Source organism: Leptobacterium meishanense (assembly GCF_037645805.1).
GTDB classification, from domain to species: Bacteria; Bacteroidota; Bacteroidia; order Flavobacteriales; family Flavobacteriaceae; genus Leptobacterium_A; species Leptobacterium_A meishanense.
Genome location: NZ_JBBEXE010000001.1, coordinates 225,022 through 249,059, shown reverse-complemented (window position 1 = coordinate 249,059; position 24,038 = coordinate 225,022). Strand labels below are relative to the sequence as shown.

The window sequence follows — 24,038 nt, the reverse complement described above, 5'->3', positions numbered from 1 at the left end:
GTGCTAATTTAATGAAATTGTATCATTTGTGGTTTTTTGAATATCTAAAAGCGTTAGTGTGCTTATGATAGGAACATTGATGCCTATTTTATTATTATCGCCATGATATCCATATGCCAATGATGATGGAAAAAAGAAAGTTGCCGTTTCTCCTTTCTTTAATTGCTTTACAGCTGTTCGCAATCCTGGAAAGAGTGCTGTCTTGTCGATCTTTACTTTTATATTTCCAATGGCACTTTTTGCATAAATAGTATCATTGTTTAATGACCTGATATCATATGCGATGGTAACAACATCATTTTCCTTTGGCAAAGGTAACTCTTGATCAATTTTATGGATATAATAATACCAATAACCATTAGAAGATCTTAAATGATCATGTATAGAATCCTTTTTTAGGAGGTCTTCAATTTGCTTTTCTTCAGATGCTAAAAGTTCTTTATTACGGGCTACGGATTCTTTGATAAAAGTCCCGGACTTTTTTGATATAGGCCGTCTGGGAGCCGGCTCATTACAGCTTGAGAAAAAGATTACTATAAATAGAAAGGCAATTGTTTTCTTCATGAATTTTCTAGTTCGCTTTTGTACTCTTCTAAAAGTGCTCTAAACCGTGTAACGGTTGTTTGTAAGGAATCAGTGCTTCTTCCTCCAGAAGCATTGATATGTCCGCCGCCATTAAAATGTTTTCTAGCAAAAGTATTAACATCAAATTTCCCTTTAGACCGTAATGAAATTTTTATGATTTTTTCTTGGGCGTTTTCAATAAAAATAGCAGCAAATTTAACACCCTTTAGTGACAAACCATAATTTACGAACCCTTCTGTATCACCTTTTTTAAAGTTGTTTTCTTCAAGCTCTTTAGAAGATAAAGAAATAAAAGCAGTATTGTAGGCTTCTAGATATGTTAGGTTTTTGAGGGCACACCCCAGTAAATGAAGCCTTCCTATAGAGTAGGAATCGTATACGGCATTATGGATAGCATCGTTTTCGGCCCCTTGTTCTATCAGGTTTGAAATTACCTTATGGGTAACACTGCTCGTTGAGGAAAACCTGAAAGACCCTGTATCAGTCATAATACCAACATACAGACAAGAGGCAATATCTTTATTGATAACAGGTGTTTCATCTATAAAATGAATGAAATGATATACCATTTCACTGGTAGAACTCATAGTAGCATCCGAATACGTATAGGCAGCATATTTTTCAGGTTGTTGATGGTGGTCTATCATTACAAAAACAGCTTTTGTGTTTTCAACAGCAGTTTTCATTTCTCCAATCCTTTCTAAGTCGTTAAAGTCTAACGTAAAAATTAACTCAGCAGCATTTATTTTGTTAATAGCTTCTTGTTCCTGTGTATCAAATTTGATGATCGTATCTTCTCCAGGCATCCATTTTAAAAACTCCGGATAATCATTCGGCGCAATGACAGCAACGTTGTGCGATTTCTTTTTTAAATAATGATACAGCCCTAACGTAGATCCAATGGCATCGCCATCAGGGCTTTTATGAGGAATGATAACAATATTTTTAGGCGCAGAAAGTACCTTCTTTAGCTGTTGTATTTCATCTCTATTCATGGCCGGCTAAGATACAATTTTATAACAATGTGTTAAAGGCAATTCCTTTTTAACAATGAAAAGATACTAATTGCTGAGCTTGTTTTATTTAGGATTTGGTGACTAGTGCTCTATTAACATTTTTATTTTTCATTTTTAAATTAAGCCCGACTGTCCAGGCAAGTATCAAAATAAAGCCCACTTTCTGTACTATAGGGAGGTACTGTATTAAATTTTCAGTATAGTAGAACAAGTTGTTAGCTCCCACAAGCGCCATGCATATAATGCCACTTACCTTGAAAAACGTCAGGTTATTTTTATGAAGCGCTCTAATTATTCCAATGATTCCCACAACACCACAAATACTTAATATAGAGGTCATAATATCATGATATTTAGTAAAAATAAAGACTGCTGACAGCATTGCTATAGCTCCGGCAATTTTAATGGTCATTTTCCAAATGCTATTTTTAACAAAATAATTCGCAAATTGAAAGAAGAAAAGTGTCATACTCGAGCAGAGAATGACCATTCCTATAAGGGCAACTGGACTTGCAGGATTTTCACGTCCGTTCATTGCATCTTCACTCATCAAGTTGCACCAGAAATTATTGCGCCAATCAAATCCTACGGAGTTTATATCTGCCTGTGAGCCTCCGGGATATAGGGTAGTGGCATAGACGTAAAGGCCTATGAAAATCAAAATACCTAAAGTTGGAAGAAGCCTTAATAAGGCTTTGGCGCTCATCATATTCTACACTTTTTGCAAATGTATTACAACGGTTTTGTATAACTGTCAGCTATGTATTTAAAGTTATTGTTTTTCAATTATCTCTAGAAACGCCAGAACGATTGCCCATGTATCTTTAACTTCGCTTCCAACCCTTTCCTTAACAAGCATAGATGAACCATGGACGCCATTTTTTGGCACATAAGTTTGGTGACTGTACTTATTTGCTAAATCAAATTGTAACTTGGAGTTTTCACTCTCCATTTCATTAGGCGGTTTTAATAGTATCAAAGGAATCTTTAATGTTTCAAAATATTTATCAGGAAGGCAATCTTTCATTGACCCACCAGATGCAGGTGAAAACGCCAATACTCCATTAATATCATTTTGCCGATTGTTGGCTAGTTGTATGGCAAGAGAAGCACTATAGCTGCTTCCCCAAATAATTTTAGCTCCCGAAAATCCAGAATCAATTATAAAATCTAAAGCGCCTTCAAGATTATTATAGGCATCACAATAGCCATATCCATCACCAAAACTGTTAGTAGGAATGTTAGCAAGCGTACGGTTATAACTTCCATAATATTGCCCGCCGACTCTTTGATCAATCGCTAAAATATTGTAACCCTTCTCAATTAAATTTGGAATAATAGGCGCATATTCCCCTCTGGCATTTGACCCACCCTGGTGAAAGAGTAGTATTGTTTTTCCTTTCTTATCCAATTCATATAAATCTCCAAAAATCTGAATGCTATCTGAAGTGTAAAAACTAATTTCTTTGACGTTAGTAACTTCATTTGAAGTTTCCTTTTTCGCTTCATTTTTACACGAGCATAGAATAAGTAAAAATCCAATAAAATTTAATAATACAATTTTCATGATTCTCTTTTGTTTTTAATTATTTTTAGCGGTCTGGCTAAACTGCGTTTTTAATGCAGTTTAGGTTTTGTTAGGCTTTCGGTTTATTCATTATTTATTTTGAAAATGGATTGAAAATTCTCTTCAATCGATGAAACTTCTTCATCAGTAATGCCGTCAAATTCTTTCTGTCTTTTATTCTTTGATAACTTACCATTATTCTGATTTAGCAACTTAATTAATAAATCTACCTTGGTGTCAGGCAAAGACAAATAAGTATTTATGTACTTAGTCATTCGATCATATTTTTCTAAATAATCTAATTCTTCTGGTATTATTTGCTCAATGGTATCTTCCACGCATTTGTATAAAAATTCGACTTGTTTGGTTAGATCATAATAACGATATAGATCAATAGTGTCATTTAGAATTTTAACATTATAATCTCCTGTGGATTTCCATTCGATTAAATCTATTCTTTGAGAAGAATATGACTCCAGAATCGACTGGTATTCGTCAATTCGATTTAGTATGGCCGCTGATACAGGGAAAATCATCCCTCTTTTAGTATACCCCATTCGAATCAATATATGATGAATCATGTATCTGTGTATACGACCATTACCATCAGAAAAAGGGTGAATAAATACAAATCCAAATGCTATCGTGGCAGCAACCATAATAGGATCATATCCGGACTTCTGTAAGAGATTGTTTGTATCTAATAGTCCTTTCATCAAAGAGGGTAAATCTTTAGACTTTGCTGATATATGGTCGGGTAAAGGAGAGAAAGTCTCTCGATCGTGTTCTCCGATAAACCCTTCCTGCGTTCTTAATCCCATATTCTTCAGCTTTTTTGTTCCAATTACTATGTCCTGAAGCCTTTCTAACTCTTCGATTGTTAGCTGTTTTTTTCCTGCTTGTCCGATTGCTTTACCCCAATTCCTTGCTCTAAGGTTTGGAGGATATTCTCCTTCAATGGCAGAGGAAGCTTTTGAGTCCTTCAATAACAGAAATGCTGCGGTTCTTCTGATGAGTTCTTTATCTCTGCCATCTAATCCTTTTTCGATTGAACCTGATAAATCTTTTGCTATGAAGTTTTCGATTTTATCGGTTTTTCTGACCATCGGGCAGAACTCTGGAGTCCCTGGTAAATTATTTTTTATCCTGTGTCGAGTAGAATTTATTGAAGAACTTGTGAACTGTAGTTTTGGATTTACGATTTCGACATATGTTCCTGTCTTTAGATCTGGTATTTCAAGGATTTCGCTCATTAACCATTCATATAAAAACCAAACTCTTCTGGTGTATTGGCTTGTTGGCTCTTTCTTTATCATATTCAATACTGGTTCTTTACCTGAATACTGAAAGAATTTTTTTAGAATGTATAGATCAATTCCTTCATACTTTAACGCAAATGCTAAATGGCTGGTTAAGTCATTATTCGGTTTATGTCTGATTGTAAATACTTGCCATTGGTTAGTATTATACCGTTGATGTTTTTCAGTAGTAATAGCAAGTCTATCTGGTAAAGGAATGTTTGTTCCGTCTTTTTCAATAACCGTTATTAAAAATGCATAGCCGGCAAGAAATCCACGCTCGGGAGTAGACCTTCCATGAAATGCGGTTACTTGTTGTGAAAAATAGTTACTCATGCTTTTTTTTGTGAAATACAATTACAAATATAGCATGAAAATTAATTACTTCGTATGAATTATTGTTCTTATTTCATGTTTCTCGTGAATTTTAATTACAGATGAAGTGGAAATCGATATGAAGCCCAACTTGTTTTTATCAGGAACAATATAATAAAATAATAGACAATATAAGCGCTAAGCCATAGTTCTTGTTTGTGAGGAAAGGTAAAATAAAATGTTGTTTTATCCGTATAAAAGAGGTTAATGGGAATACATAGGAGAAACGGTTTTTCTAAAATATTGACAATCAAACAATATGGTTATGGTACTGTTAGCTCCTGTGTGAGTTTTTTACGGTTATATGGAGCAGTATTTAAAATTAAGACCAGGAAAAATTAAGAGATAAAGCCATGGTTATAAGATGGATTTATAGCTAGAAATAATACATTTGTATCAGATTAATACAATGACTATGAAATATATTGCATATACGTTATTAACAGTTACTTTTTTATCAACTCAGTGTACAACTAAAAAAGAAAAACGGGTTACGGATGAGGAACACCCGAAGGAAGTAGTTTCTGATTTTACAATAACATTTGGTTCGTGCAACCGTACACGGTTGGAAAATGAATTGTGGGACGATATTATAGCCCAAAACCCCAATGTATGGATATGGGGAGGCGACAATATTTATGCCGATGCTGATATGGACAACATGCAAAAGGAGTATGAGAAACAGCTTGCCAATAAAAATTATCAAAAACTGATGGAAAAGACCAAGATCATGGGCACGTGGGACGATCATGATTATGGTTTAAATGATGGAGGGGTTGAATTCGAAAAAAAGAAAGAAAGCCAACAGTTGTTTCTAGATTTTATGGGTGTCCCAAGGAATGATGCGCGTAGGGAACAGGAAGGGGTTTATTACTCAGAAACTTTTAAAATGAAAGAAGGAACTGTTAAAATAATTGTTTTAGATACACGCTATTTTAGAACCGGTTTAACAAGGGATACGGAAACCGACAAACGATACAAACCAAACGAGCATGATAATGGAACCATATTGGGAGTACAACAGTGGACATGGTTGGAAAAAGAGCTAAAAACCTCTGAAGCTGATTTCAACATTATAGTAAGTAGCATACAAGTGCTCTCAGACAAGCATGGGTACGAATCGTGGGGCAACTTTCCTAATGAGATAGAAAAATTAACAAAACTGGTTAGCAGCAGTGAAGCAAAGGGAGTGATTGTATTGTCAGGAGACCGTCATATTTCAGATTTTTCAGGAACGGCTGTTTTTGGAATGGACTATCCTTTGATTGATTTTACATCAAGCGGATTGACACATTCAGCGACTGTAAATACAGGAGAAGAAAACCCATACAGGATCGGGGAACTGGTCAATCAAAAAAGCTTTGGGGTCTTACGTATTGATTTCGATACCAAAAGTGTGCTGATGGAAATGAGAGGGGACAGGGATACCATTTACCAGCGTTTTACACAGCGCTATTAGCATCTTGCTATTCTAATTAAAAACCGTATTTTTGCGCAAAATTTATAAAAAGCAATGGCTACAAACAGAACTTTTACAATGATAAAGCCCGATGCCGTAGAAAATGGGCATATTGGTGCAATATTAGAGAAGATTACTGCAGCGGGTTTCAGGATTGTTGCAATGAAATATACGCAGTTGAGTAAACGGGACGCACAGGAATTTTATACCATTCACAAAGAACGTCCGTTTTTTGGTGAATTAGTTGCATTTATGACCCGCGGGCCTATTGTTGCTGCTATTTTAGAAAAAGACAATGCGGTAGATGATTTTAGAGCATTGATCGGGGCTACTAACCCTGCAGAAGCTGCCGAAGGGACTATTCGCAAGTTGTATGCAACGTCTATTGGAGAAAATGCAGTACATGGTTCTGATAGTGATGAAAATGCAGCTATAGAAGGTGCTTTTCATTTTTCAGGGAGAGAGGTTTTCTAAAAACCCCTTTCGTTTTAATAAGCAGAACAAAAAGTTTTGTGTAGTGCCAAATGGGGTAAGATGGTCTTGTGTAATGCATTGAACCTTATCAAAATACTTATCAAACGTTCTCATTAGTTTTTCCGGGTTATACTGCTCAATGTCCAGTCCACTGCATTTTTTAGGGCCTTCAGTACTGAAAGTACCAATAGCTAGGCAGCCACCTTTTTTAATAGCTTGCGCAGCAGTAGAAACATAACTTTCAATTTGTTCGTCTGTGGTTAAAAAATGGAAAGCAGCCCGGTCATGCCAAAAATCATAGGTTGTTTTTGGTTGAAAATCGACCATATCACTAACAACCCATGTTACTTTTTTTGCTTTTTCTCCCAATCGTTTTTTTGTCCGGTTTAGTGCATGTTCACTGATATCTAAGACAGTTATATTCTCAAATCCTTCTTGTAGCAGGAGATCAACAAAATTGCTATCACCGCCTCCAATATCAATGATGTTTGCTGTTTTTGGAAGTTTTGCCTTTTCGATGAATGCTAAGGCAGTTTTAGGAACTTTTTGTGTCCAACTGACCTCATGAGGTTGTTTGGTAGCGTAAATGGCCTCCCAGTGTTCTTTTTGTTTTGTCATTACCGCAGCACCAATTCTTTTACTATTTCTTTTCCAAGTTCTTCATTCAACATTCTTATAATCTTTTCTTTCCCATAGCTAAGTTCTTCTCTTAATACGGAAGAAGAGAGGTTTATATAAAGCGTATCGTTTTTTAGTTGTATACTGGTTGTGTAGTTGTTGACTCCATTTCCCATGAGGCTTTCCCACGCATGACGCACATAAATCTTGTTCATGCCTTGTTCTAACTTGTTTTCTTTAATAAATGCTTTTAAGGCATCGTTCAAAGAAAGATTTTCATGATTGCGTTTACCCATAAGATTATTCTGTAGAACTATTTTTAAATCGCTTATAAATATAAGTTATTTCTGCTTTATTCTTTACAATAAGTTCATCATTGTTTAACTTTTCAATAGTTTCTCCCCATTCATCAAATAATGTTTTATAATGGAGTTTTATAATACCATCATTTTTAATGATAAAATATGCTACGCTATCTAACGTATAAAAATGGCCATTTAATTTAGGTTGAAGTTTTTTTCGATATCCTGAAGAATCTCCGGTTAATTGAAAGTAATCAACTGTATTATTTATAGTATATGTTTTAGAGCTGCCGTCAGCAAATAAAACTTCTTTAATCTCCCAATAACCGGATAAACCATCAATAGTTACCTTGTTGTTTTCGGAACAAGCAACAATTACTATTAAAAAGAAAAAAAATGCTCTTTTCATAATTTGAATATTTGATATGATTGATGGGTCTCTTTTACAACTGCTTCTGTACGTTCAGGGTGTGTATCACTTATAAATAACTGACCAAAATCTTTATCTTCTACAAGCTTGATAATTTGTGCGACCCTATTTTCATCGAGCTTATCAAAAACATCATCTAATAGTAGAATAGGACTTACGTTAGATTGCGCTTTTAAGAAATCGAACTGCGCTAATTTCAATGCAATTAAGAATGACTTTTGCTGCCCCTGGCTACCAAACTTTTTAATAGGATGTCCCTCAATTTCAAAAAGGAGGTCATCTTTATGAATACCCACTGTTGTGTATTGTAGTGCCTTGTCTTTAGCAATACTCTCTTCAAATAGATTCAAAAGTGTGTCATCATGTAATTGGCTTTGATAAACAAGCGCTATAACCTCTTTGTTTTTTGTAATTGCTTTATAGCGCTCTATAAAAATAGGGATGAATTTTTCTAAAAATTCTTTCCTGACAGTATAAATTTCAGTTCCATAATCGGTTAATTGCTGATTATATACAGCGAGTGTTTCACTGTCAAAGGTATTATTGAGCATGAAATATTTTAAGAGCGAATTGCGCTGTACCAATACTTTATTATAGCTAATGAGGTGCTGTAAATAGGTTTTGTTTGATTGCGAAATAACACTGTCAATAAATTTTCTTCGTGTTTCACTACCTTCGATAATAAGATCTCGGTCAGCAGGAGAAATGATAACTAAAGGAATGAATCCGATATGCTCGGAAAGTTTGTCATAGATTTTCCCATTACGCTTTACGAGCTTTTTTTGTCCGCGTTTTAAACTACATACAATTTTTTCCGTACGTCCATTTTTTTCAAACTCCCCATCAATTACATAAAAACCTTCTTTATGTTTAATGTTTTGAGTTGCTACGGGATTAAAATAACTTTTCCCGAAAGAAAGGGTATAAATAGCATCTAACACATTAGTCTTCCCTATCCCATTATTTCCAACCAAACAATTTATTTTCGCATCAAACTCAAAAGAACGAGAAGAAAAATTTTTATAATTAATAAGCGATAATTTTTTTAAAAACATAACTGATTTATAAGCAGATAGATAATCGCATGCATTTCTTTCAATTATTCGCAAATTATTGAAAATAATCAAATAATAAACCTTTCCCTTTTCAAATAAAATTTTATTTTTGCGGGCACAAATAGATTATTATGGCAACATATAAAAGAAGAGGCTATAAGCCAGCGAACAAAAAAGATAAAGCACAGTTAGAAGAAGAGCAGAGTACGACGGCAGAAGTGTTTAATACCCTTGATGAAAGCGCATCGAAAACAGAAGAGTGGGTTGCCAAAAACCAGAAATACATTTTAACGACCATCGGAATCGTTGTAATAGGCATAATAGGATATCTGACATATGACCAATTTATACAGAAGCCAAAAGAAATAGAAGCATCTAACGAACTCTTTTTTGCACAGCAATATTTTGACAAAGCATTGAATGAATCGGATAATGATTCATTGTACAACCTAGCTTTAAATGGAGCAGAAGGTAAATACGGTCTTGTTGACATCATTGACAAGTATAAAGGAACAAAGGCAGCAAACCTAGCAACATATAGTGCAGGAATGGCTTATTTGAATATGAATGATTACGAATCGGCTATCAATTATCTAGAAGATTTTTCTTCTGATGATGCTATTTTAGGTGCTTTGGCAAAAGGTGCCATAGGTGATGCATTTATTCAACTTGAACAACCTGAAGATGCCTTACCGTATTATGAGCAGGCAGTTTCACACAGCACAAATGATTTTACAACCCCCCGATACCTTTTAAAAGCAGGGATAACAGCATTAGACCTAGGACAAAATGAAAAAGCACTTAAACATTTTAACCGGATCAAAGAAGAATTTTCAAACTCAGAGGAAGGGAGGACGATAGATATATTCATAGGAAAAGCCGAAACATTAAAATAATGGCTACCGAAAACAAAAACTTATCACACTACGATAAAGATACCATCCCAAATGCGAAAGGCCTTCGATTTGGGATTGTTGTTTCTGAGTGGAATAGTGAGATCACCACAAACCTTCATTCAGGAGCGTACAAAACACTTATGGATTGTGGGGCAAATCAGGAAGACATCATACAAATAAATGTGCCTGGAAGTTTTGAACTTGTTTATGGAAGTAAAAAACTTATACAATTGGAACAAGTAGATGCAATCATTGCTATTGGAAGCGTTATTCAGGGAGAAACCAAGCATTTTGATTTTGTGTGTAGCGCCACGGCGCAAGGAATAAAAGACTTGAATATACAATACGATATTCCCGTGATTTTTTGTGTACTTACAGACAACACATTACAACAAGCCATAGACCGTAGTGGTGGTAAACACGGAAACAAGGGAATAGAGGCCGCTATTGTGGCTATAAAAATGGCCTTATTAAAGAATAAGGAGTAGTTGCTAAATTTCAGGTTTAGGTTCTGAAATTTGTTAACATTTTTTAGGATTTACTACTTATATTTCTATCCTATTTTAAGTACTTTTGGAAGAATAGAGCATAAGTCATATCATGAAGCTTCCATCATTGTTTAAACAACGAAAAAACAAAACGTTCAATTATACCCCGAGATATTATGATGAGCGGAAAGAACGTTTAGAAAAACTGAAACAAAGTAAAGAAAAAAGAAGTGATGAGGATTATTTTAGAGGCTATCGAAAAAAAAGTTACCGTAAAGATTGGAAGGCTGCCAGAAATAAAAAAACAGACAAAGATTCTCGGATACGCTTCTTTGTAATACTTATCTTTCTTCTTATGTTTGTATTGGCAGCCCTAAAATATATTAATCTAGATTCCTTATTTTAATGACAGACGTTATTCAGCTTTTACCCGATCATGTTGCAAATCAGATAGCAGCAGGAGAAGTTGTGCAACGACCGGCTTCGGTGGTTAAAGAATTATTAGAGAATGCCATTGATGCCAATGCCACCACTATAAAACTGATTGTGAAAGATGGAGGTAAGACACTGATACAAGTTATTGATGATGGTATTGGAATGAGTGTAACGGATGCTCGTTTGAGTTTTGAACGCCACGCTACATCTAAAATACGAAAAGCAGAAGACCTTTTTGAACTGCATACTAAAGGGTTTAGAGGGGAAGCGCTTGCTTCAATCGCAGCTATAGCCCATGTAGAAATGAATACACGAAGGGAGAAAGAGGAGGTAGGGACGCAGCTAAAAATAGAAGGCAGTAAGGCGACTGGTCAGGAGGTAGCCGTAGTTCCCATAGGGACGTCCATTGCAGTGAAAAACCTATTTTTTAACATTCCTGCCCGACGCAATTTTTTAAAATCGGATCAAGTAGAACTTCGTCATATCATTGATGAGTTTCACAGGGTGGCATTAGCGCATCATGAGATTCATTTTGAAATGTACCACAATAAGGGAGAGCTATTTAATCTCCCTGTTTCAAACCTCAGACAACGGATTGTACATATTTATGGGAATAAGACCAACGAAAAGTTAGTACCCATACAAGAAGAAACCGAAGTGGTTAAAATAAATGGGTTTATTATAAAACCCGAATATGCGAAGAAAAGTAGGGGGGAACAGTTTTTTTTTGTGAACGGGCGTTATATAAAAAGCCCTTACCTTCATCATGCTGTGGTTTCAGCATTTCAGGGGCTTATTAAAGAGCAAACACATCCGGGCTATTTTATTTTTATTGATGTGCCACCCGCTACTATTGATATTAATATACACCCTACCAAAACAGAAATAAAATTTGATGATGAGCATACGCTATATGCTATTCTTCGGTCTTCCATAAAACACAGTTTAGGACAATTCAACGTAGGGCCCATCCTTGATTTTGAAAAAGACTCAAATTTAGAAACACCTTATGATTATAAAAACAAACAGGCCGGCTTCCCTACAGTAGAAGTAGATTCAGATTATAATCCCTTTAAAGAAACGGTAACAAATAGAGGAATCAATATATCAAAAAGGTCGAATGCAGGAAGTTGGGAAAGTTTATATGTAGGATTGGGTGAAAAAACAAAAGAAAAAGAAGGGTACTTTGAAACTATTGAATTTGAACCAGAAGAGGCCACAGGAAAGTTATTCGACAATGTTGAGATTGAAAGGCCAACATCGTACCAACTTCATAAAAAATACATCGTCACGACGATAAAATCAGGGTTGGTTGTTATACATCAACAGCGTGCACATGAACGTATATTGTATGAACAATTTTTAGGGAATATTACTATAAAAGAGGCTCTAAGCCAACAATTATTGTTCCCTTTGGCATTGAGTTTCTCAATGTCTGATACCATGTTGATTAAGGAACTAAAAGAGAGTCTAATTAGTGCAGGGTTTGCCTTTGGAAAAACAACAGAAGAAACGATAGAAATAACTGGGACACCGATGAATGTAGGAGAAAGTGAAGTAGGCATGGTCTTGGAACAACTACTAGCGGATTTTCGTGAAGGGATACCGGATACTGGTTTTTCGCAATCAGATGTGCTTGCAAAGACATTGAGTAAATCATTAGCAGTAAAAACAGGGGAAGTATTAAACAAAGACATGCAAGAAAATTTAGTAAATGATCTATTTGCATGTAAAGAACCTGAACAATCACCTTTTGATAGACGCACCTATATAACTATAACAGTAGAAGAACTGGATAAAAAATTTATGTAAATGGGAAGAATCACCAATGCAGTTAAACATTTATTAATTATTAATGTTCTGTTTTTTATAGGGGCACAGCTTTATGGAGACGTTCTATACCAACTCTTTTCATTGTGGTTTCCTAAGAATGGAAATTTTCATCTATGGCAGATAATTTCTCATATGTTTATGCATGGTAGTTTTATGCATATCTTTTTTAATATGTATGCCTTGTGGGCCTTTGGTTCCCCATTAGAACATATGTGGGGAAGGAATAAGTTCTTGTTTTTCTATTTCTCAGCAGGTTTAGGGGCAGCACTTCTTCATACATTGGTCAATTATTATTATTTTAATGAGGGATTTCAGGCATTGATAGGAGCAGGGATTGATGAGAATCAAATATATTCACTGTTAAATGCCGGACAGTATGACTCTTCATGGTATCAGATTGCTTCTAAAAGCACTATTGACAACTTTTTAAGCTCATATATATCACCTGCAGTAGGAGCTTCGGGAGCTATCTATGGAATTTTGGTAGCTTTTGGCATGTTATACCCAAATGCCGAGTTATTTCTTATTTTCGTCCCGATTCCTATAAAAGCAAAATATTTTATTCCTATCTTGATAGCTCTTGATTTGTTTTCAGGTGTTACGGGCTATTCTATATTTGGTTCGGGGATTGCCCATTTTGCCCATGTAGGAGGGGCGTTATTTGGTTTTATCATGATGTGGTATTGGAAACGGAATCAATTCAATAAAAATCGTTGGGATTAAATGGGAATTAGTAATGACATACGTTATAAATATGCATCCATGTCTGTTGTTGGCAAGATGATAGTCATTAATACGGTTATTTTTATTTTAAACATTCTGTTGCCTTTTCTTTTTTCACTACCACAGGATTTTTTTCTGAAATGGTTTGAGCTCCCCAAGCAATTTTCAGAATTTATTACCCGACCATGGTCTATTATCACGTATGCTTTCTTTCATGCGGACGGTATAGGACAAGGACGCTTGTACATTTGGCATATTTTGTGGAATATGGTACTGCTCTATTTTTCAGGGAGGATATTTTTAAATTTATTTAGAGGACGCCGCTTTCTAAATGTTTATTTTCTTGGAGCAATAATGGGAGGCGTATTTTTTGTGTTAAGTTACAACATGTTCCCGGCTTTTTTTCAGGTAAACACTTCTTTAATAGGGGCATCGGCAGCTGTAATGGCAATACTCATTTTTGTATGTACCTATATTCCAAACCAAGAAACCAGAATATTATTTTTTAATGTGAAACTGTGGTATATTGGGGGTTTTTTTGTCATTTTAGACTTAGTACAAATACCTTTTGGGAATGCAGGAGGCCATCTGGCACATTTGGGAGGAGCAACATTAGGGTTTGTATATGCGAAAAAACTATATGAAGGAAAAGATATAGGGGAATGGTTTGAGAAGATAATGTCCCGTATGGTATCATTTTTTAAACCGAAAAAGAAATCGCCCCTAAAAACGGTATATAAAAAAGAAAAGGTAACTGCTACAACAGCATCCTATAGTGCTTCTTATACTAAAAATGAACATCAACAGAAGATTGATGATATTCTTGATAAGATTAGTAAAAGTGGTTACGAAAGCCTTTCTAAAGAAGAGAAGGATTATTTATTCAACGCAGGAAAAGATTCGTAATGAGTATATTACGTATTTTAAATAAAATCATTTTTTCTCTGAATGCCATTTTCGCAATGTTATTATTATTATCATATGCATTGCCATATGTATTTCCTAAGCGATTTCCAGCACTTTCTGTATTAAGTCTTACGGTTCCTATACTTATCATTATCAACTTTTTTTTTCTCATATATTGGCTATTGGGCCTTAAAAAACAATTTCTACTCTCATTAATCATTTTACTTATAGGGTATAGCCATATTTTGGCCTTCTATAAATTTTCAGGAAAAGAGATAGCGATTTTGCCAGAGGTAACTACCGTTATGAGTTATAATGTCCGACTATTTAATGCTTATGATTGGTCAGATGACAAACAGATTGATACAAAAATACAGGCACTAATCAAGAAAGAAAACCCAGATATTATATGCTTGCAAGAGTTTTATTTTACCTATGAGAATGCTTTTGGTGAATATCCTTATAAATATGTAAGGTACAGGGCAAAGAGCCAACGCACGGGACAGGCTATTTTTTCAAAACACCCAATAGTCAATGAAGGCTCTTTAGAATTTCCAGATACAGGCAATAATGCCATATTTATTGATGTTGTAAAAGGAAAAGACACTATAAGGATATACAACCTACATTTAGAATCACTACATATAAGTATTGAAAGGCAAGACCTTGAACGGAGTGATTCTGAGAAACTTTTTAAGCGCATGGGGAATGCTTTTGCGCTACAACAAGCACAAGCAGAAATATTCATCAAACATCAAAGAAAAAATCACTACAGGAAAGTAGTTTGTGGAGATTTTAATAATACCCAGTTTTCGAATATCTATCGACAAGTAAAAGGGGATATGAAAGATAGTTTTGATGAAGCAGGAAGTGGCTTTGGAAGAACTTTGAATTTTGAATATTTTCCTATGCGCATTGATTTTATTCTGGTTGATGAACCTATAGAAGTGATCGCACATAAAACATTTTCTGAAAAATATTCAGATCACTATCCCATAAAGGCATCATTAGTTTTCTAATTTATCATAAAGCAATCTATGCTGTCTGCCAATATGTGGATCAATAAAGCAATTCCAAAAATACGTATCTCCCGGATGCCTGTCATAATTGTGTAAAAAAGAATAGCAATATAACTGTGAAGGGGGTGAAAGCCTATACTGCATCTGGTTGCATCAAAAACAGGAGTGGCTAGCAGATGATCAATGTCAATTATGATCCCTGCGATTAAGATCAGATAAGTTTTTAAGAATTGTTTCCTATAGAACAAGTAACTAATAAGAAAAGGGAACAAAAAATGAAAACCATAATGAATCAAAAACCGACTCATTGGAAGTTTGTTTTTTGATTTTTTAAATAGTTGATTGTATTAGTGCCTTCATTGAAAAGAAGATCAAGAATACTTAGGTTGGAAAGAAACCCGTGTTTCTCTCCAAAAACCTGTGTGTAACACTCAAAAGGGTAGTGCACTTCATTTTTTGCACGGACTAAATCCCGATAATCTTTTATATCTGTTACTTCTGGCTTATAAGAAGTTGTTTTTTCGTAATTTAGTTTGAGCTGAAAGCAATCCGAAACAATTTCGATTGTTTTGAAGTTTAAATCTATTAAAAAAGTTTCTTTGTTCTCAAATAAAAAGGCTAGATCATCTTCGTAAAACTCAAAAAAAGGAGAAGTCCTGTAGGCCGTTTGTAAGGTTTTCCAATGTTGTTTTTGCCAAGGGAAACTATATTCAACTTTAACATCCTTATATTTTTGCCGGCCATTATTCCCTATATGTTTTATGGGCACAGTAAGTAATTGTTTCCCATTGGCCCCGTAGATGTATGCACGATTCCTATAGGTTTGTTTTTGATAGTTGTCAGCCACTTCAAATACAACACGTTCATTATTCACGATTGAAACAAAATGTGCTATAGATGGAAAATATGTAGGATGCAACAGAGCTTTCAATTGTGCTATGCTTTCTTTTTTCTCTTCCGATACTGGCTGTATCCGAACCAAATAGCTAACAGGATCAAAAAATATTTAAAATAAGAAACCGGTTCACCATTGCCACCTACAGTAGTAAATAGACGTTCCCATCGAATTTTGTTCATGATACCGCTCGCGTTGGAATTCCAACTCATCCAAATAAAAACAGGCTTACCTACAACATGGTCATATGGTACATAGCCCCAGTAACGGCTATCTTCCGAGTTGTGTCGGTTGTCCCCCATCATCCAGTAATAATCCTGTTTGAACGTATATGAAGTTGTTTCCTGTCCGTTTATTAAAACTTGATTTCCGTTTACTTCCAGCTTGTTACCTTCATATTCTTCTATAATCCTCTTATACAATGGTAAAACATCTATGTCTAATGCTATGGTCTTTCCTGCTTCAGGGATATAGATAGGGCCAAAGTTATCCCCTGTCCATGACTTTGCAGGCTGGTGGGGAAAAATGGAAGGATCGTAATCTTCTTTTTTGTCAATTCTACGGGTGATACTGATTACATTAGGATTGTTTTTTAGCATGGCAGCTGCCGCCTCCGTAAGTGAAGAAAAATAGAAAGTATTTTCACTTACTCTCCCGAATCCATCAGTTATACCATAGCGTTCATACATATATCTAGGGTTAAACCCTTGCCCATTAGTTTGCACGAGATAACCATATTGTGGTTTAGCTCTGTCAGGAAGTACAGTTCGTTTTCCATTTATATGGATGTATCCATCTTTTATTTCCAGAGAGTCTCCAGGAATTGCTACACACCGCTTTACGTAGTTTGATTTTTTATCAATTGGTTTATCGATATGAATGTTTGAAGGATCTCTGAAAAAACGGACGGTATCTACCGGCCAGTTAAATACTACAATATCATTTCGTTTTATTTTTTGAAAGCCAGGAATCCTGAAGTAGGGTAGTTGTGGAGTATTTAAGTATGATTTTGATTTTATGACAGGTATGGTATCGTGTACCATAGGAAAAGCAACTGTCGTCATGGGTGTTCTGGCTCCATAATGGAATTTGCTCACAAATAAAAAGTCACCAACCAATAGTGTTTTTTCCAATGAAGATGTAGGGATAACATAGGGTTGCATGAAATATGTGTGTACAATAGTAGCTGCTACAACTGCAAACAGGATGGAACTAATCCATTCTCCCGCACTAGTTCTGGGTTTTAGGCTCCGGTCTTCTACATATGTTACATCTACAATATAATTCACATAATAGATATAAAAACCTAAGGTAGCAATCACTAGTACAGTATCCAGATTTGTGTTTTTACCATAACTGCGGATCGTTTCTACCCATATAACAGGAAACATAATAACGTTGATAATTGGTATAAAAAGAAGTATTACCCACCACCAAGGCCTGTTAATAATCTTCATTAGTATGTATGCATTATATATAGGGATGAGCGCTTCCCAAGCCTGTCTTCCTGCCTTTTTGTATAATTTCCAGGTCCCTATAAAGTGAACTGCTTGCAGTATTAAAAAGAATACTGCCCATTGTGTCATTGTCATAATACTTTTATTTTATATTTCTTTAGTGCAATAATAGCTTCTTTTGTTACATTTTAGTGAAGGTTTAACACATCCTTCATAGTAAACACCCCTTTTTTACCTACAATCCACTCGGCAGCTATCACCGCTCCTGCTGCAAAGCCTTCCCGGTTATGTGCTGTATGTTTGATTTCAATACTATCTACTGTACTTTCATAAGTTATTGTATGAGTGCCGGGTATATTTTCAATCCGTTTGGCAATAATAGGAATGTTTTCTTTGTCACCTTCATTGAGTTTCCAAGTTTTTTTAGAGGTGTTTTTGATAATGCCCTCTGCCAGCGAAATCGCTGTTCCACTAGGAGTATCTAGCTTTTGTGTATGATGGATTTCTTCGATCTGAACATCGTATTGATCCAATTGCTTCATCATTTTGGCAAGATGTTCGTTTAATTCAAAAAAAACATTAACACCCATACTAAAATTAGAAGCATAAATAAAGGCTCCGTTGTGTTTGTTACAAAGCTTTACAACATTATCATAATCATCTAACCAACCTGTGGTGCCTGATATCACAGGGACATTGTTTATCAGGCAATGAGAAATATTTTTATACGCTGCAGATGGTGTACTAAAATCAATAGCAACATCAGCTAACGTGATCTCATACGTAGGAGTGGTTTTATCAATTTTAAGGATCACTTCATGGTCTCTTTCAATGGCAATTTTCTCAATTGCTTTTCCCATTTTCCCATATCCCAAAAGAGCTATTTTCATTTTTTAGAAATCAAAAGTTAGTGAAGCTCCATAATTCATTCTCATATCTATAGTATTTTGTTGAATTACAGGCTTGAAAGAGAGGTCATTATTTACATTAAATTGTTTTAGATGTGCATCTACATTAGCATCAATAATGTTCAGGACATACAAACCAATGGTTATGATAAGGGAGAGCTCACGCTGTCGCTGAAAGACTTCTTGCGCATCCCTCAAAGCCTCATCAGAGACATCTGGGTTTCCGGGGTCAATACCGGAGCCGTTTATATCATAAAACTCATCGTCTGTAAACCCTGCCAAGCGTCTTTTAAAGGCATCCCGGTACCGGTTGTATTGATTGGAGTTATCTACATAGAAGTAAACGCCTGTACCAATAGCGGCATAAACAATAGGTATTTTCCAATAGCTTTTATTATATGCTTGTCCAAGTCCCGGTAATACCGCGGAATAAAAAGCCGCTTTACTAGGGGATAAAGGGTTCATACTTTTTTTAATAAAATTATTATCAGTAATGATAATCGTATCCTTTTCTTTATTTTGAGCTACTATTGAAATTGAGAATAGGACAAGAAACAAAACTAAGCTTGAAATTTTTCTTGTCACTTTTTTAATAGTTTTTGGATCCGGATAAAATCTTCTTTTGATTGAAATGGGATGATAATCTTGCCTTTCCCATTTTTAGATGCTTTGGCAGTCACTTTAGCAGCCAAATATGCTCTTATTTGAGCTATTCCCTCTTCAATGTATGCAGAATGTTTATCAGAAGTTGAGTTCGTGGACTTTACGGAAAGAGAAGTATTGTTTTGAAGTGATCTGGCCAATTTTTCAGTTTCACGTACAGACAATTCTCCCGCAATCACTTTTTCGTAAGCTTCCAATTGTTTTTTAGTACTTTCGATATTGATGAGCGCCCTACCATGCCCCATACTAATAAACCCATCACGTATCCCTGTTTGAATAATAGGATCAAGCCTAAGCAAACGCAAATAATTAGTTATCGTTGACCGTTTTTTTCCAACCCGTTCGCTTAGTTGTTCTTGCGTAAGGTTTATTTCATCAATTAACCGTTGGTACGACAGGGCAATTTCTATAGGGTCTAAATCTTGTCGTTGGATATTTTCCACCAATGCCATTTCTAGCATTTCTTGGTCATTGGCAATGCGTATGTATGCAGGAACAGTTTCTAAACCAACTGATTTAGAGGCACGATAACGTCGTTCTCCTGAAACTAATTGGTATTTATTAAAACCTATTTTCCTGACAGTAATAGGCTGAATAACCCCTAGTTCTTTTATGGAAGTAGCAAGCTCGTTTAAGGCTTCTTCATTAAAATTGGATCTTGGCTGAAAAGGGTTTACTTCTATAGCATCAATTTCTAGTTCTATGATATTGCCAATAACTTTATCAGCGTTTTTGTCTTCTACTGATTCAATATCATTTTCAGGATTTTTCAGCAATGCTGATAATCCACGCCCCAATGCTTGTTTTTTAGTTGCCTTTGCCATTTATACTTCTTCCGTATTTTTTTCTTTGTTCTTTTTTATGAGCTCATTGGCTAGGTTTAGATAGTTAGAAGCTCCTTTACTGGTAGCATCATAATCAATGATGGTCTCTCCATAACTGGGGGCTTCACTAAGCCGTACGTTTCGTTGAATAATCGTGTCAAACACCATTTCATTAAAATGTTTCTTTACTTCTTCTACCACCTGGTTTGAAAGGCGTAAACGTGAGTCGTACATAGTAAGTAATAACCCTTCGATATCGAGATCGGGGTTATGTATTTTTTGTACACTTTTTATAGTATTCAAAAGTTTTCCAAGCCCTTCTAATGCAAAATATTCACATTGTATGGGAATAATTACAGAATCAGCTGCAGTAAGTGCATTAAGCGTCAACAATCCCAAAGAAGGTGCGCAATCTATCAGTATATAATCATATGCTTCTTTAATATCCTGAACGGCTTTTTTGAGCATGTACTCTCTATCATCTTTGTCAACCAGCTCAATTTCAATAGCGACAAGGTCAATATGAGCCGGAATAATATCAACATTTGGAGATACTGTTTTTACAATAGCATCTTCAACCGAAATGGTATGCTCCAATAATTGATAGCTGCCTTTTTCAACATTATCAACCTCGATACCCAACCCGGATGTGGCATTTGCCTGTGGATCAGCATCAATCAAAAGGACTTTTTTTTCTAATACCCCTAAAGAAGCTGCTAGGTTAACAGAGGTTGTTGTTTTTCCTACACCCCCCTTTTGGTTCGCTATAGCAATTATTTTGCCCATAAGTTGTTATAAGATTTAGAAAGGTAAAAATACGATTATTTACGGGTTTTGAAAATGTATTTTGTTAACACAAGGTTAATCAAAATATTGTGCACTCCTTACTTTTTTTTCGCTCGTATCATGGCCTCGAGCATATCCCACATTTCTTCAGGAATAGCCTCTAATATATTGAATTGCCCTGCACCCTTGAGCCATTCTCCACCATCTATAGTAATAACTTCTCCGTTCACGTATGCTGAGAAATCAGAAACAAGATATGCGGCAAGGTTTGCCAGTTCCTGATGATCACCAACTCTCTTGAGTGGAACTTTTTTGGCCAGGTCAAATTTTTCTTTTAAATCCCCAGGGAGTAAACGGTCCCATGCACCTTTGGTGGGAAAAGGGCCGGGGGCAATGGCATTGCTACGGATACCATATTTAGCCCATTCTACAGCCAAGCTCCTTGTCATTGCCAAGACACCTGCTTTAGCTGTTGCAGAAGGAACCACATATGCAGAACCTGTCCATGCATAGGTAGTTACAATATTAAGAATGGTTGCATTATTTTTCTTAGCAGCTATCCAGTGTTTCCCAAATGCCAATGTGCAATTTTTAGTCCCTTTTAATACAATATCAATAATGGTATCAAAAGCATTTGCTGATAAACGCTCCGTAGGTGAGATAAAATTTCCGGCAGCATTATTTAATAATACATCTACACTCCCAAAAGCATCTAAAGTGGCTTTTAACATACCTTCTACTTGATCATAATGGCGCACATCGCATTGTAATGGCAAGCACTTTCCTCCGGTTGCTGTTTCTAATTCCTGAGCCGTATTTTGTAGTTTTTCTATGTTTCGGGAAGTAATGGCTACTTGGGCACCTAGTTCTAAAAAATACTTGGTCATCGCTTTTCCTAAACCACTACCGCCTCCGGTAACTACAATAGTTTTATCCTTTAAAGCTCCTTCCTGGAGCATCTTTTTCGTATAATCCATAATATTTATATAATAAACGAATATAGGAATTATAAGGCAATGTATTATGGCTTCTTGTAAAATAAAAAAGACAGGATACTAATATGTGTTCCTGTCTTTTCATGCTAACCGGCATGTTTTAATTTCGGCTTCTGGTTCTTAAGCTTTTGCCAGTTCTTGAGGAAGTCGTGTTTGAAGTTTTGCGGGCTTTACTGTAGTTATTCCTCTTTGAACTTATAATATTGTTTTTTAAAGCAGATTTACTTGAATTCCGTTTTGTATAGGTATTGCTTTTTGTTTTAACGGCTTGCCTTTTTACACTGTTGTTACTACGTGTATATGAGGATGTTTTTTTAGCCGGGGTACTTGTAATACTACGAGTTCTCATATTTTTTGATTTATAGCTTGGAGTACTTTTTCGTGTTGCGCTTCTTTTATAAGTACTTGTCCTAGGCTCGCTATAACTTCTCTTAGCAGTAGTAGCACTATTTCTCCTTACGGCACCTGTTCTTTCATAGGTTCTCTTATTGCTTCTGCTTGCATTTCTGTTTATATTATTACTCGCTCTGTTTGAGTCTCTTTTATAACTTCTTTTATATGCCGTATTGTTATTTCGTTCTCTAACACGGTTATCATCTCTATAGACACTTCTTCTATTGTTACTATACCGGTATTTAGTACCTACATTAGCATACCGTACTCTATGATTATTGCTATAGGGTCTGTAATAAGTATATCTTACAGGATTGTAATACATTCTATATGGCCTATAGTTTACAATACAGTGCATTGCATAAGGTATTCTAAAATAGTTATGGTAATTATGATAGGTGTAATACCTGTTATATGTGTTTATAAACCCAGTATAGTGGCTGTAATATCCGTAGGGATTATAGTGAACATACATCCCTCCGATTTGAACAACTCTTCCTGAATTGTAATGAATATTTACAGAACCTATGCGTGATACTCTTCCATAATAATCATAATAAATGGGGACGTTCTCTATTTGTATGACAGCGCCATAGTCGTCATACTGTACATAGGCATCATAATTATAACCTGAATTGAAACTGATGTTTACATTGCCAAAACCTACATTTGCATTTACATAGGAACCATTGTTAATGTAAAAATCAAATTGCCCATCCGGATATACAGAAAATGTAATACCTCTTTCTGTAAAGATGAACGAGTTTCCATATCCATAATAATAAGTACTAAAAACTTCTTTTGTATTACCAAGTGCTATAGTTGTGTACAACCCGATGAATACTGCTGCTATGATGAGTATAATCTTTTTCATGACGTTATGGATTTAATGTTAAACAATGATTCTCGATCGATCTCATCATTATAATACCAAACAGCATGCCAAAAATTCGAAACTATACATATTGTACTGAAAATCAAACAATTAATTTTTTAAGCAGTCTAAAATATCAGAAGGCTCTGCTCTTTTTGTATAATCCTCGGAAATAAAACTGTATATAATTTCCCCTTTTTTGTTCACTATGTAAGTAGCCGGCATAGGTAACTCATATGTGTCATTCCCATTATAGTCTTTTAAATCTACCCCAAATTGGATATACAGTTCATAAAGCTCTTTAGGGAGTTTAAATACAAGTCCAAATTTTTTTGCTACATTATTATTTTCATCACTCAAAACCTCAAAAGAAAGTGCATTTTTTTCTTTCATGCTTAAGGAATTGTCAGGCGTCTGTGGTGAAATGGTAATAAGCTCAGCACCATATTCATGAATTTGTGGAAGTATTTCTTTTAGTGCGTTCACTTCAAGATTGCAATAAGGGCACCACGTCCCTCTATAAAAAGAAATAACCAACGCGTCATTATCTTTTAGTAATGAGGTAGAGCTTATTGTCTCTCCAGTAGCATTTGGTAATGAAAAATGTGGTGCAATATCTCCTTTTTTTAAGGCCTGGTTAGAAATGTGTTGTTTGGTCAAATTATTGGTAGTTTTATCAAAAATGTTCAAAATCTTTGCATCAGCACCTTTTCTAAAATTGGTTTGCTGTGCTTCTAATTTTTCTTTTAGACTCATAAAATAGT

28 protein-coding genes are annotated in these 24,038 nt (G+C 35.3%); 9 read left to right on the top strand and 19 right to left on the bottom strand.

Translation table 11 applies throughout. The features are described from left to right. Window positions 1-3 precede the first annotated feature (3 nt). From gldI to WBG21_RS01160, 5 genes are all read right to left on the bottom strand, one after another. Entirely contained in the window at window positions 4-564 is a 561-nt protein-coding gene (gene gldI, locus WBG21_RS01180; protein ID WP_340073951.1) for a gliding motility-associated peptidyl-prolyl isomerase GldI, read from the bottom strand. Then, the gene (locus WBG21_RS01175) at window positions 561-1,580 is read right to left on the bottom strand and encodes a DHH family phosphoesterase (protein ID WP_340073949.1); all 1,020 of its coding nucleotides are present in this window, start codon (window positions 1,578-1,580) and stop codon (window positions 561-563) included. The genes gldI and WBG21_RS01175 overlap by 4 nt, the downstream gene beginning before the upstream one ends. Window positions 1,581-1,668: 88 nt before the next feature. Further along, on the bottom strand, window positions 1,669-2,310 hold the full coding sequence (locus WBG21_RS01170; RefSeq protein WP_340073947.1) for a hypothetical protein: 642 nt from the start codon (window positions 2,308-2,310) through the stop codon (window positions 1,669-1,671). A gap of 63 nt (window positions 2,311-2,373) precedes the next feature. After that, window positions 2,374-3,168 (bottom strand): alpha/beta hydrolase family protein, encoded by a 795-nt coding sequence (locus tag WBG21_RS01165; RefSeq protein ID WP_340073945.1) that lies wholly within the window; start codon window positions 3,166-3,168, stop codon window positions 2,374-2,376. An 83-nt stretch (window positions 3,169-3,251) separates the two neighbouring features. Beyond that, window positions 3,252-4,802, bottom strand: coding sequence for a Fic family protein (locus WBG21_RS01160; protein WP_340073943.1), 1,551 nt, complete (start codon window positions 4,800-4,802; stop codon window positions 3,252-3,254). Window positions 4,803-5,256: 454 nt separating this feature from the next. Between WBG21_RS01160 and WBG21_RS01155 the strand changes: the two genes are divergently transcribed. Together WBG21_RS01155 and WBG21_RS01150 are read left to right on the top strand one after the other, a co-directional pair. Continuing rightward, entirely contained in the window at window positions 5,257-6,300 is a 1,044-nt protein-coding gene (locus tag WBG21_RS01155) for an alkaline phosphatase D family protein (RefSeq protein WP_340073941.1), read from the top strand. Between the two features lie 54 nt (window positions 6,301-6,354). Then, window positions 6,355-6,774 (top strand): nucleoside-diphosphate kinase, encoded by a 420-nt coding sequence (locus WBG21_RS01150; RefSeq protein ID WP_340073939.1) that lies wholly within the window; start codon window positions 6,355-6,357, stop codon window positions 6,772-6,774. On the opposite strand, the gene WBG21_RS01145 is transcribed toward WBG21_RS01150, so the two are convergent. Genes WBG21_RS01145 through recF form a run of 4 tightly spaced genes read right to left on the bottom strand, consistent with a single transcriptional unit; the run spans window position 6,754 to window position 9,179 of the window. Further along, window positions 6,754-7,392, bottom strand: a complete 639-nt coding sequence (locus WBG21_RS01145) for a class I SAM-dependent methyltransferase (RefSeq protein WP_340073937.1) — start codon at window positions 7,390-7,392, stop codon at window positions 6,754-6,756. The genes WBG21_RS01150 and WBG21_RS01145 overlap by 21 nt on opposite strands. Beyond that, window positions 7,392-7,688 carry a DciA family protein gene (locus WBG21_RS01140; protein ID WP_340073935.1) on the bottom strand — a complete coding sequence of 99 codons (297 nt, stop codon included), beginning with the start codon at window positions 7,686-7,688 and terminating at the stop codon, window positions 7,392-7,394. The genes WBG21_RS01145 and WBG21_RS01140 overlap by 1 nt, the downstream gene beginning before the upstream one ends. A gap of 4 nt (window positions 7,689-7,692) precedes the next feature. Beyond that, window positions 7,693-8,103, bottom strand: a complete 411-nt coding sequence (locus tag WBG21_RS01135) for a hypothetical protein (protein WP_340073933.1) — start codon at window positions 8,101-8,103, stop codon at window positions 7,693-7,695. Continuing rightward, window positions 8,100-9,179, bottom strand: coding sequence for a DNA replication/repair protein RecF (gene recF, locus WBG21_RS01130; protein ID WP_340073931.1), 1,080 nt, complete (start codon window positions 9,177-9,179; stop codon window positions 8,100-8,102). The genes WBG21_RS01135 and recF overlap by 4 nt, the downstream gene beginning before the upstream one ends. Window positions 9,180-9,310: 131 nt before the next feature. Between recF and WBG21_RS01125 the strand changes: the two genes are divergently transcribed. The 7 genes from WBG21_RS01125 (at window position 9,311) to WBG21_RS01095 (ending at window position 15,479) form a co-directional block, all read left to right on the top strand. Beyond that, complete coding sequence (locus WBG21_RS01125) at window positions 9,311-10,075, top strand: tetratricopeptide repeat protein (RefSeq protein ID WP_340073929.1); 765 nt, start codon at window positions 9,311-9,313, stop codon at window positions 10,073-10,075. Continuing rightward, entirely contained in the window at window positions 10,075-10,563 is a 489-nt protein-coding gene (gene ribH, locus WBG21_RS01120; protein ID WP_340073927.1) for a 6,7-dimethyl-8-ribityllumazine synthase, read from the top strand. The genes WBG21_RS01125 and ribH overlap by 1 nt, the downstream gene beginning before the upstream one ends. A gap of 112 nt (window positions 10,564-10,675) precedes the next feature. Beyond that, window positions 10,676-10,969, top strand: a complete 294-nt coding sequence (locus WBG21_RS01115) for a hypothetical protein (protein ID WP_340073925.1) — start codon at window positions 10,676-10,678, stop codon at window positions 10,967-10,969. Beyond that, window positions 10,969-12,810: a DNA mismatch repair endonuclease MutL gene (mutL, locus tag WBG21_RS01110; RefSeq protein WP_340073923.1), complete on the top strand. Its 1,842-nt coding sequence runs from the start codon at window positions 10,969-10,971 to the stop codon at window positions 12,808-12,810. Before WBG21_RS01115 ends, mutL begins: the two co-directional genes overlap by 1 nt. Then, window positions 12,811-13,554, top strand: coding sequence for a rhomboid family intramembrane serine protease (locus WBG21_RS01105; protein WP_340073921.1), 744 nt, complete (start codon window positions 12,811-12,813; stop codon window positions 13,552-13,554). After that, window positions 13,555-14,460, top strand: coding sequence for a rhomboid family intramembrane serine protease (locus WBG21_RS01100; protein WP_340073919.1), 906 nt, complete (start codon window positions 13,555-13,557; stop codon window positions 14,458-14,460). A gap of 56 nt (window positions 14,461-14,516) precedes the next feature. Then, a complete protein-coding gene (locus WBG21_RS01095) occupies window positions 14,517-15,479 on the top strand; it encodes an endonuclease/exonuclease/phosphatase family protein (protein WP_340073917.1) in 963 nt (320 codons plus the stop codon). Here the strand turns inward: WBG21_RS01095 and WBG21_RS01090 are convergent. From WBG21_RS01090 to WBG21_RS01045, 10 genes are all read right to left on the bottom strand, one after another. Further along, window positions 15,476-15,787, bottom strand: a complete 312-nt coding sequence (locus WBG21_RS01090) for a DUF6122 family protein (RefSeq protein WP_340073915.1) — start codon at window positions 15,785-15,787, stop codon at window positions 15,476-15,478. The genes WBG21_RS01095 and WBG21_RS01090 overlap by 4 nt on opposite strands. After that, on the bottom strand, window positions 15,784-16,410 hold the full coding sequence (locus WBG21_RS01085) for a WbqC family protein (RefSeq protein WP_340073913.1): 627 nt from the start codon (window positions 16,408-16,410) through the stop codon (window positions 15,784-15,786). The genes WBG21_RS01090 and WBG21_RS01085 overlap by 4 nt, the downstream gene beginning before the upstream one ends. Before the next feature lie 5 nt (window positions 16,411-16,415). Beyond that, window positions 16,416-17,966 (bottom strand): signal peptidase I, encoded by a 1,551-nt coding sequence (gene lepB, locus WBG21_RS01080; RefSeq protein WP_340073911.1) that lies wholly within the window; start codon window positions 17,964-17,966, stop codon window positions 16,416-16,418. 53 nt (window positions 17,967-18,019) lie between these two features. Beyond that, entirely contained in the window at window positions 18,020-18,721 is a 702-nt protein-coding gene (gene dapB / locus WBG21_RS01075; RefSeq protein WP_340073909.1) for a 4-hydroxy-tetrahydrodipicolinate reductase, read from the bottom strand. 3 nt (window positions 18,722-18,724) lie between these two features. After that, complete coding sequence (locus WBG21_RS01070; RefSeq protein WP_413789388.1) at window positions 18,725-19,324, bottom strand: DUF5683 domain-containing protein; 600 nt, start codon at window positions 19,322-19,324, stop codon at window positions 18,725-18,727. Continuing rightward, window positions 19,321-20,226 carry a ParB/RepB/Spo0J family partition protein gene (locus WBG21_RS01065; RefSeq protein WP_340073907.1) on the bottom strand — a complete coding sequence of 302 codons (906 nt, stop codon included), beginning with the start codon at window positions 20,224-20,226 and terminating at the stop codon, window positions 19,321-19,323. Before WBG21_RS01065 ends, WBG21_RS01070 begins: the two co-directional genes overlap by 4 nt. Next, on the bottom strand, window positions 20,227-21,012 hold the full coding sequence (locus WBG21_RS01060) for a ParA family protein (protein ID WP_340073905.1): 786 nt from the start codon (window positions 21,010-21,012) through the stop codon (window positions 20,227-20,229). A gap of 98 nt (window positions 21,013-21,110) precedes the next feature. Next, window positions 21,111-21,989: an SDR family oxidoreductase gene (locus WBG21_RS01055; RefSeq protein ID WP_340073903.1), complete on the bottom strand. Its 879-nt coding sequence runs from the start codon at window positions 21,987-21,989 to the stop codon at window positions 21,111-21,113. A gap of 118 nt (window positions 21,990-22,107) precedes the next feature. Further along, window positions 22,108-23,274 carry a hypothetical protein gene (locus WBG21_RS01050; protein ID WP_340073901.1) on the bottom strand — a complete coding sequence of 389 codons (1,167 nt, stop codon included), beginning with the start codon at window positions 23,272-23,274 and terminating at the stop codon, window positions 22,108-22,110. Window positions 23,275-23,385: 111 nt separating this feature from the next. Beyond that, window positions 23,386-24,030: a peroxiredoxin-like family protein gene (locus tag WBG21_RS01045; RefSeq protein ID WP_340073899.1), complete on the bottom strand. Its 645-nt coding sequence runs from the start codon at window positions 24,028-24,030 to the stop codon at window positions 23,386-23,388. Window positions 24,031-24,038 lie beyond the last annotated feature (8 nt).

Bases quoted from the DNA above. Each gene is read 5' to 3' on its own strand.
- recF (WP_340073931.1), bottom strand. From the start codon at position 9,179: ATGTTTTTAAAAAAATTATCGCTTATTAATTATAAAAATTTTTCTTCT.
- WBG21_RS01050 (WP_340073901.1), bottom strand. From the start codon at position 23,274: ATGAAAAAGATTATACTCATCATAGCAGCAGTATTCATCGGGTTGTAC.
- WBG21_RS01060 (WP_340073905.1), bottom strand. From the start codon at position 21,012: ATGGGCAAAATAATTGCTATAGCGAACCAAAAGGGGGGTGTAGGAAAA.
- gldI (WP_340073951.1), bottom strand. From the start codon at position 564: ATGAAGAAAACAATTGCCTTTCTATTTATAGTAATCTTTTTCTCAAGC.
- WBG21_RS01145 (WP_340073937.1), bottom strand. From the start codon at position 7,392: ATGACAAAACAAAAAGAACACTGGGAGGCCATTTACGCTACCAAACAA.
- WBG21_RS01045 (WP_340073899.1), bottom strand. From the start codon at position 24,030: ATGAGTCTAAAAGAAAAATTAGAAGCACAGCAAACCAATTTTAGAAAA.
- WBG21_RS01095 (WP_340073917.1), top strand. From the start codon at position 14,517: ATGTTATTATTATTATCATATGCATTGCCATATGTATTTCCTAAGCGA.
- WBG21_RS01115 (WP_340073925.1), top strand. From the start codon at position 10,676: ATGAAGCTTCCATCATTGTTTAAACAACGAAAAAACAAAACGTTCAAT.
- WBG21_RS01160 (WP_340073943.1), bottom strand. From the start codon at position 4,802: ATGAGTAACTATTTTTCACAACAAGTAACCGCATTTCATGGAAGGTCT.
- WBG21_RS01105 (WP_340073921.1), top strand. From the start codon at position 12,811: ATGGGAAGAATCACCAATGCAGTTAAACATTTATTAATTATTAATGTT.
- dapB (WP_340073909.1), bottom strand. From the start codon at position 18,721: ATGAAAATAGCTCTTTTGGGATATGGGAAAATGGGAAAAGCAATTGAG.
- WBG21_RS01170 (WP_340073947.1), bottom strand. From the start codon at position 2,310: ATGATGAGCGCCAAAGCCTTATTAAGGCTTCTTCCAACTTTAGGTATT.
- WBG21_RS01100 (WP_340073919.1), top strand. From the start codon at position 13,555: ATGGGAATTAGTAATGACATACGTTATAAATATGCATCCATGTCTGTT.
- WBG21_RS01150 (WP_340073939.1), top strand. From the start codon at position 6,355: ATGGCTACAAACAGAACTTTTACAATGATAAAGCCCGATGCCGTAGAA.
- WBG21_RS01125 (WP_340073929.1), top strand. From the start codon at position 9,311: ATGGCAACATATAAAAGAAGAGGCTATAAGCCAGCGAACAAAAAAGAT.
- WBG21_RS01090 (WP_340073915.1), bottom strand. From the start codon at position 15,787: ATGAGTCGGTTTTTGATTCATTATGGTTTTCATTTTTTGTTCCCTTTT.
- WBG21_RS01165 (WP_340073945.1), bottom strand. From the start codon at position 3,168: ATGAAAATTGTATTATTAAATTTTATTGGATTTTTACTTATTCTATGC.
- WBG21_RS01135 (WP_340073933.1), bottom strand. From the start codon at position 8,103: ATGAAAAGAGCATTTTTTTTCTTTTTAATAGTAATTGTTGCTTGTTCC.
- WBG21_RS01155 (WP_340073941.1), top strand. From the start codon at position 5,257: ATGAAATATATTGCATATACGTTATTAACAGTTACTTTTTTATCAACT.
- WBG21_RS01140 (WP_340073935.1), bottom strand. From the start codon at position 7,688: ATGGGTAAACGCAATCATGAAAATCTTTCTTTGAACGATGCCTTAAAA.
- mutL (WP_340073923.1), top strand. From the start codon at position 10,969: ATGACAGACGTTATTCAGCTTTTACCCGATCATGTTGCAAATCAGATA.
- WBG21_RS01175 (WP_340073949.1), bottom strand. From the start codon at position 1,580: ATGAATAGAGATGAAATACAACAGCTAAAGAAGGTACTTTCTGCGCCT.
- WBG21_RS01055 (WP_340073903.1), bottom strand. From the start codon at position 21,989: ATGGATTATACGAAAAAGATGCTCCAGGAAGGAGCTTTAAAGGATAAA.
- ribH (WP_340073927.1), top strand. From the start codon at position 10,075: ATGGCTACCGAAAACAAAAACTTATCACACTACGATAAAGATACCATC.
- WBG21_RS01065 (WP_340073907.1), bottom strand. From the start codon at position 20,226: ATGGCAAAGGCAACTAAAAAACAAGCATTGGGGCGTGGATTATCAGCA.
- lepB (WP_340073911.1), bottom strand. From the start codon at position 17,966: ATGACAATGACACAATGGGCAGTATTCTTTTTAATACTGCAAGCAGTT.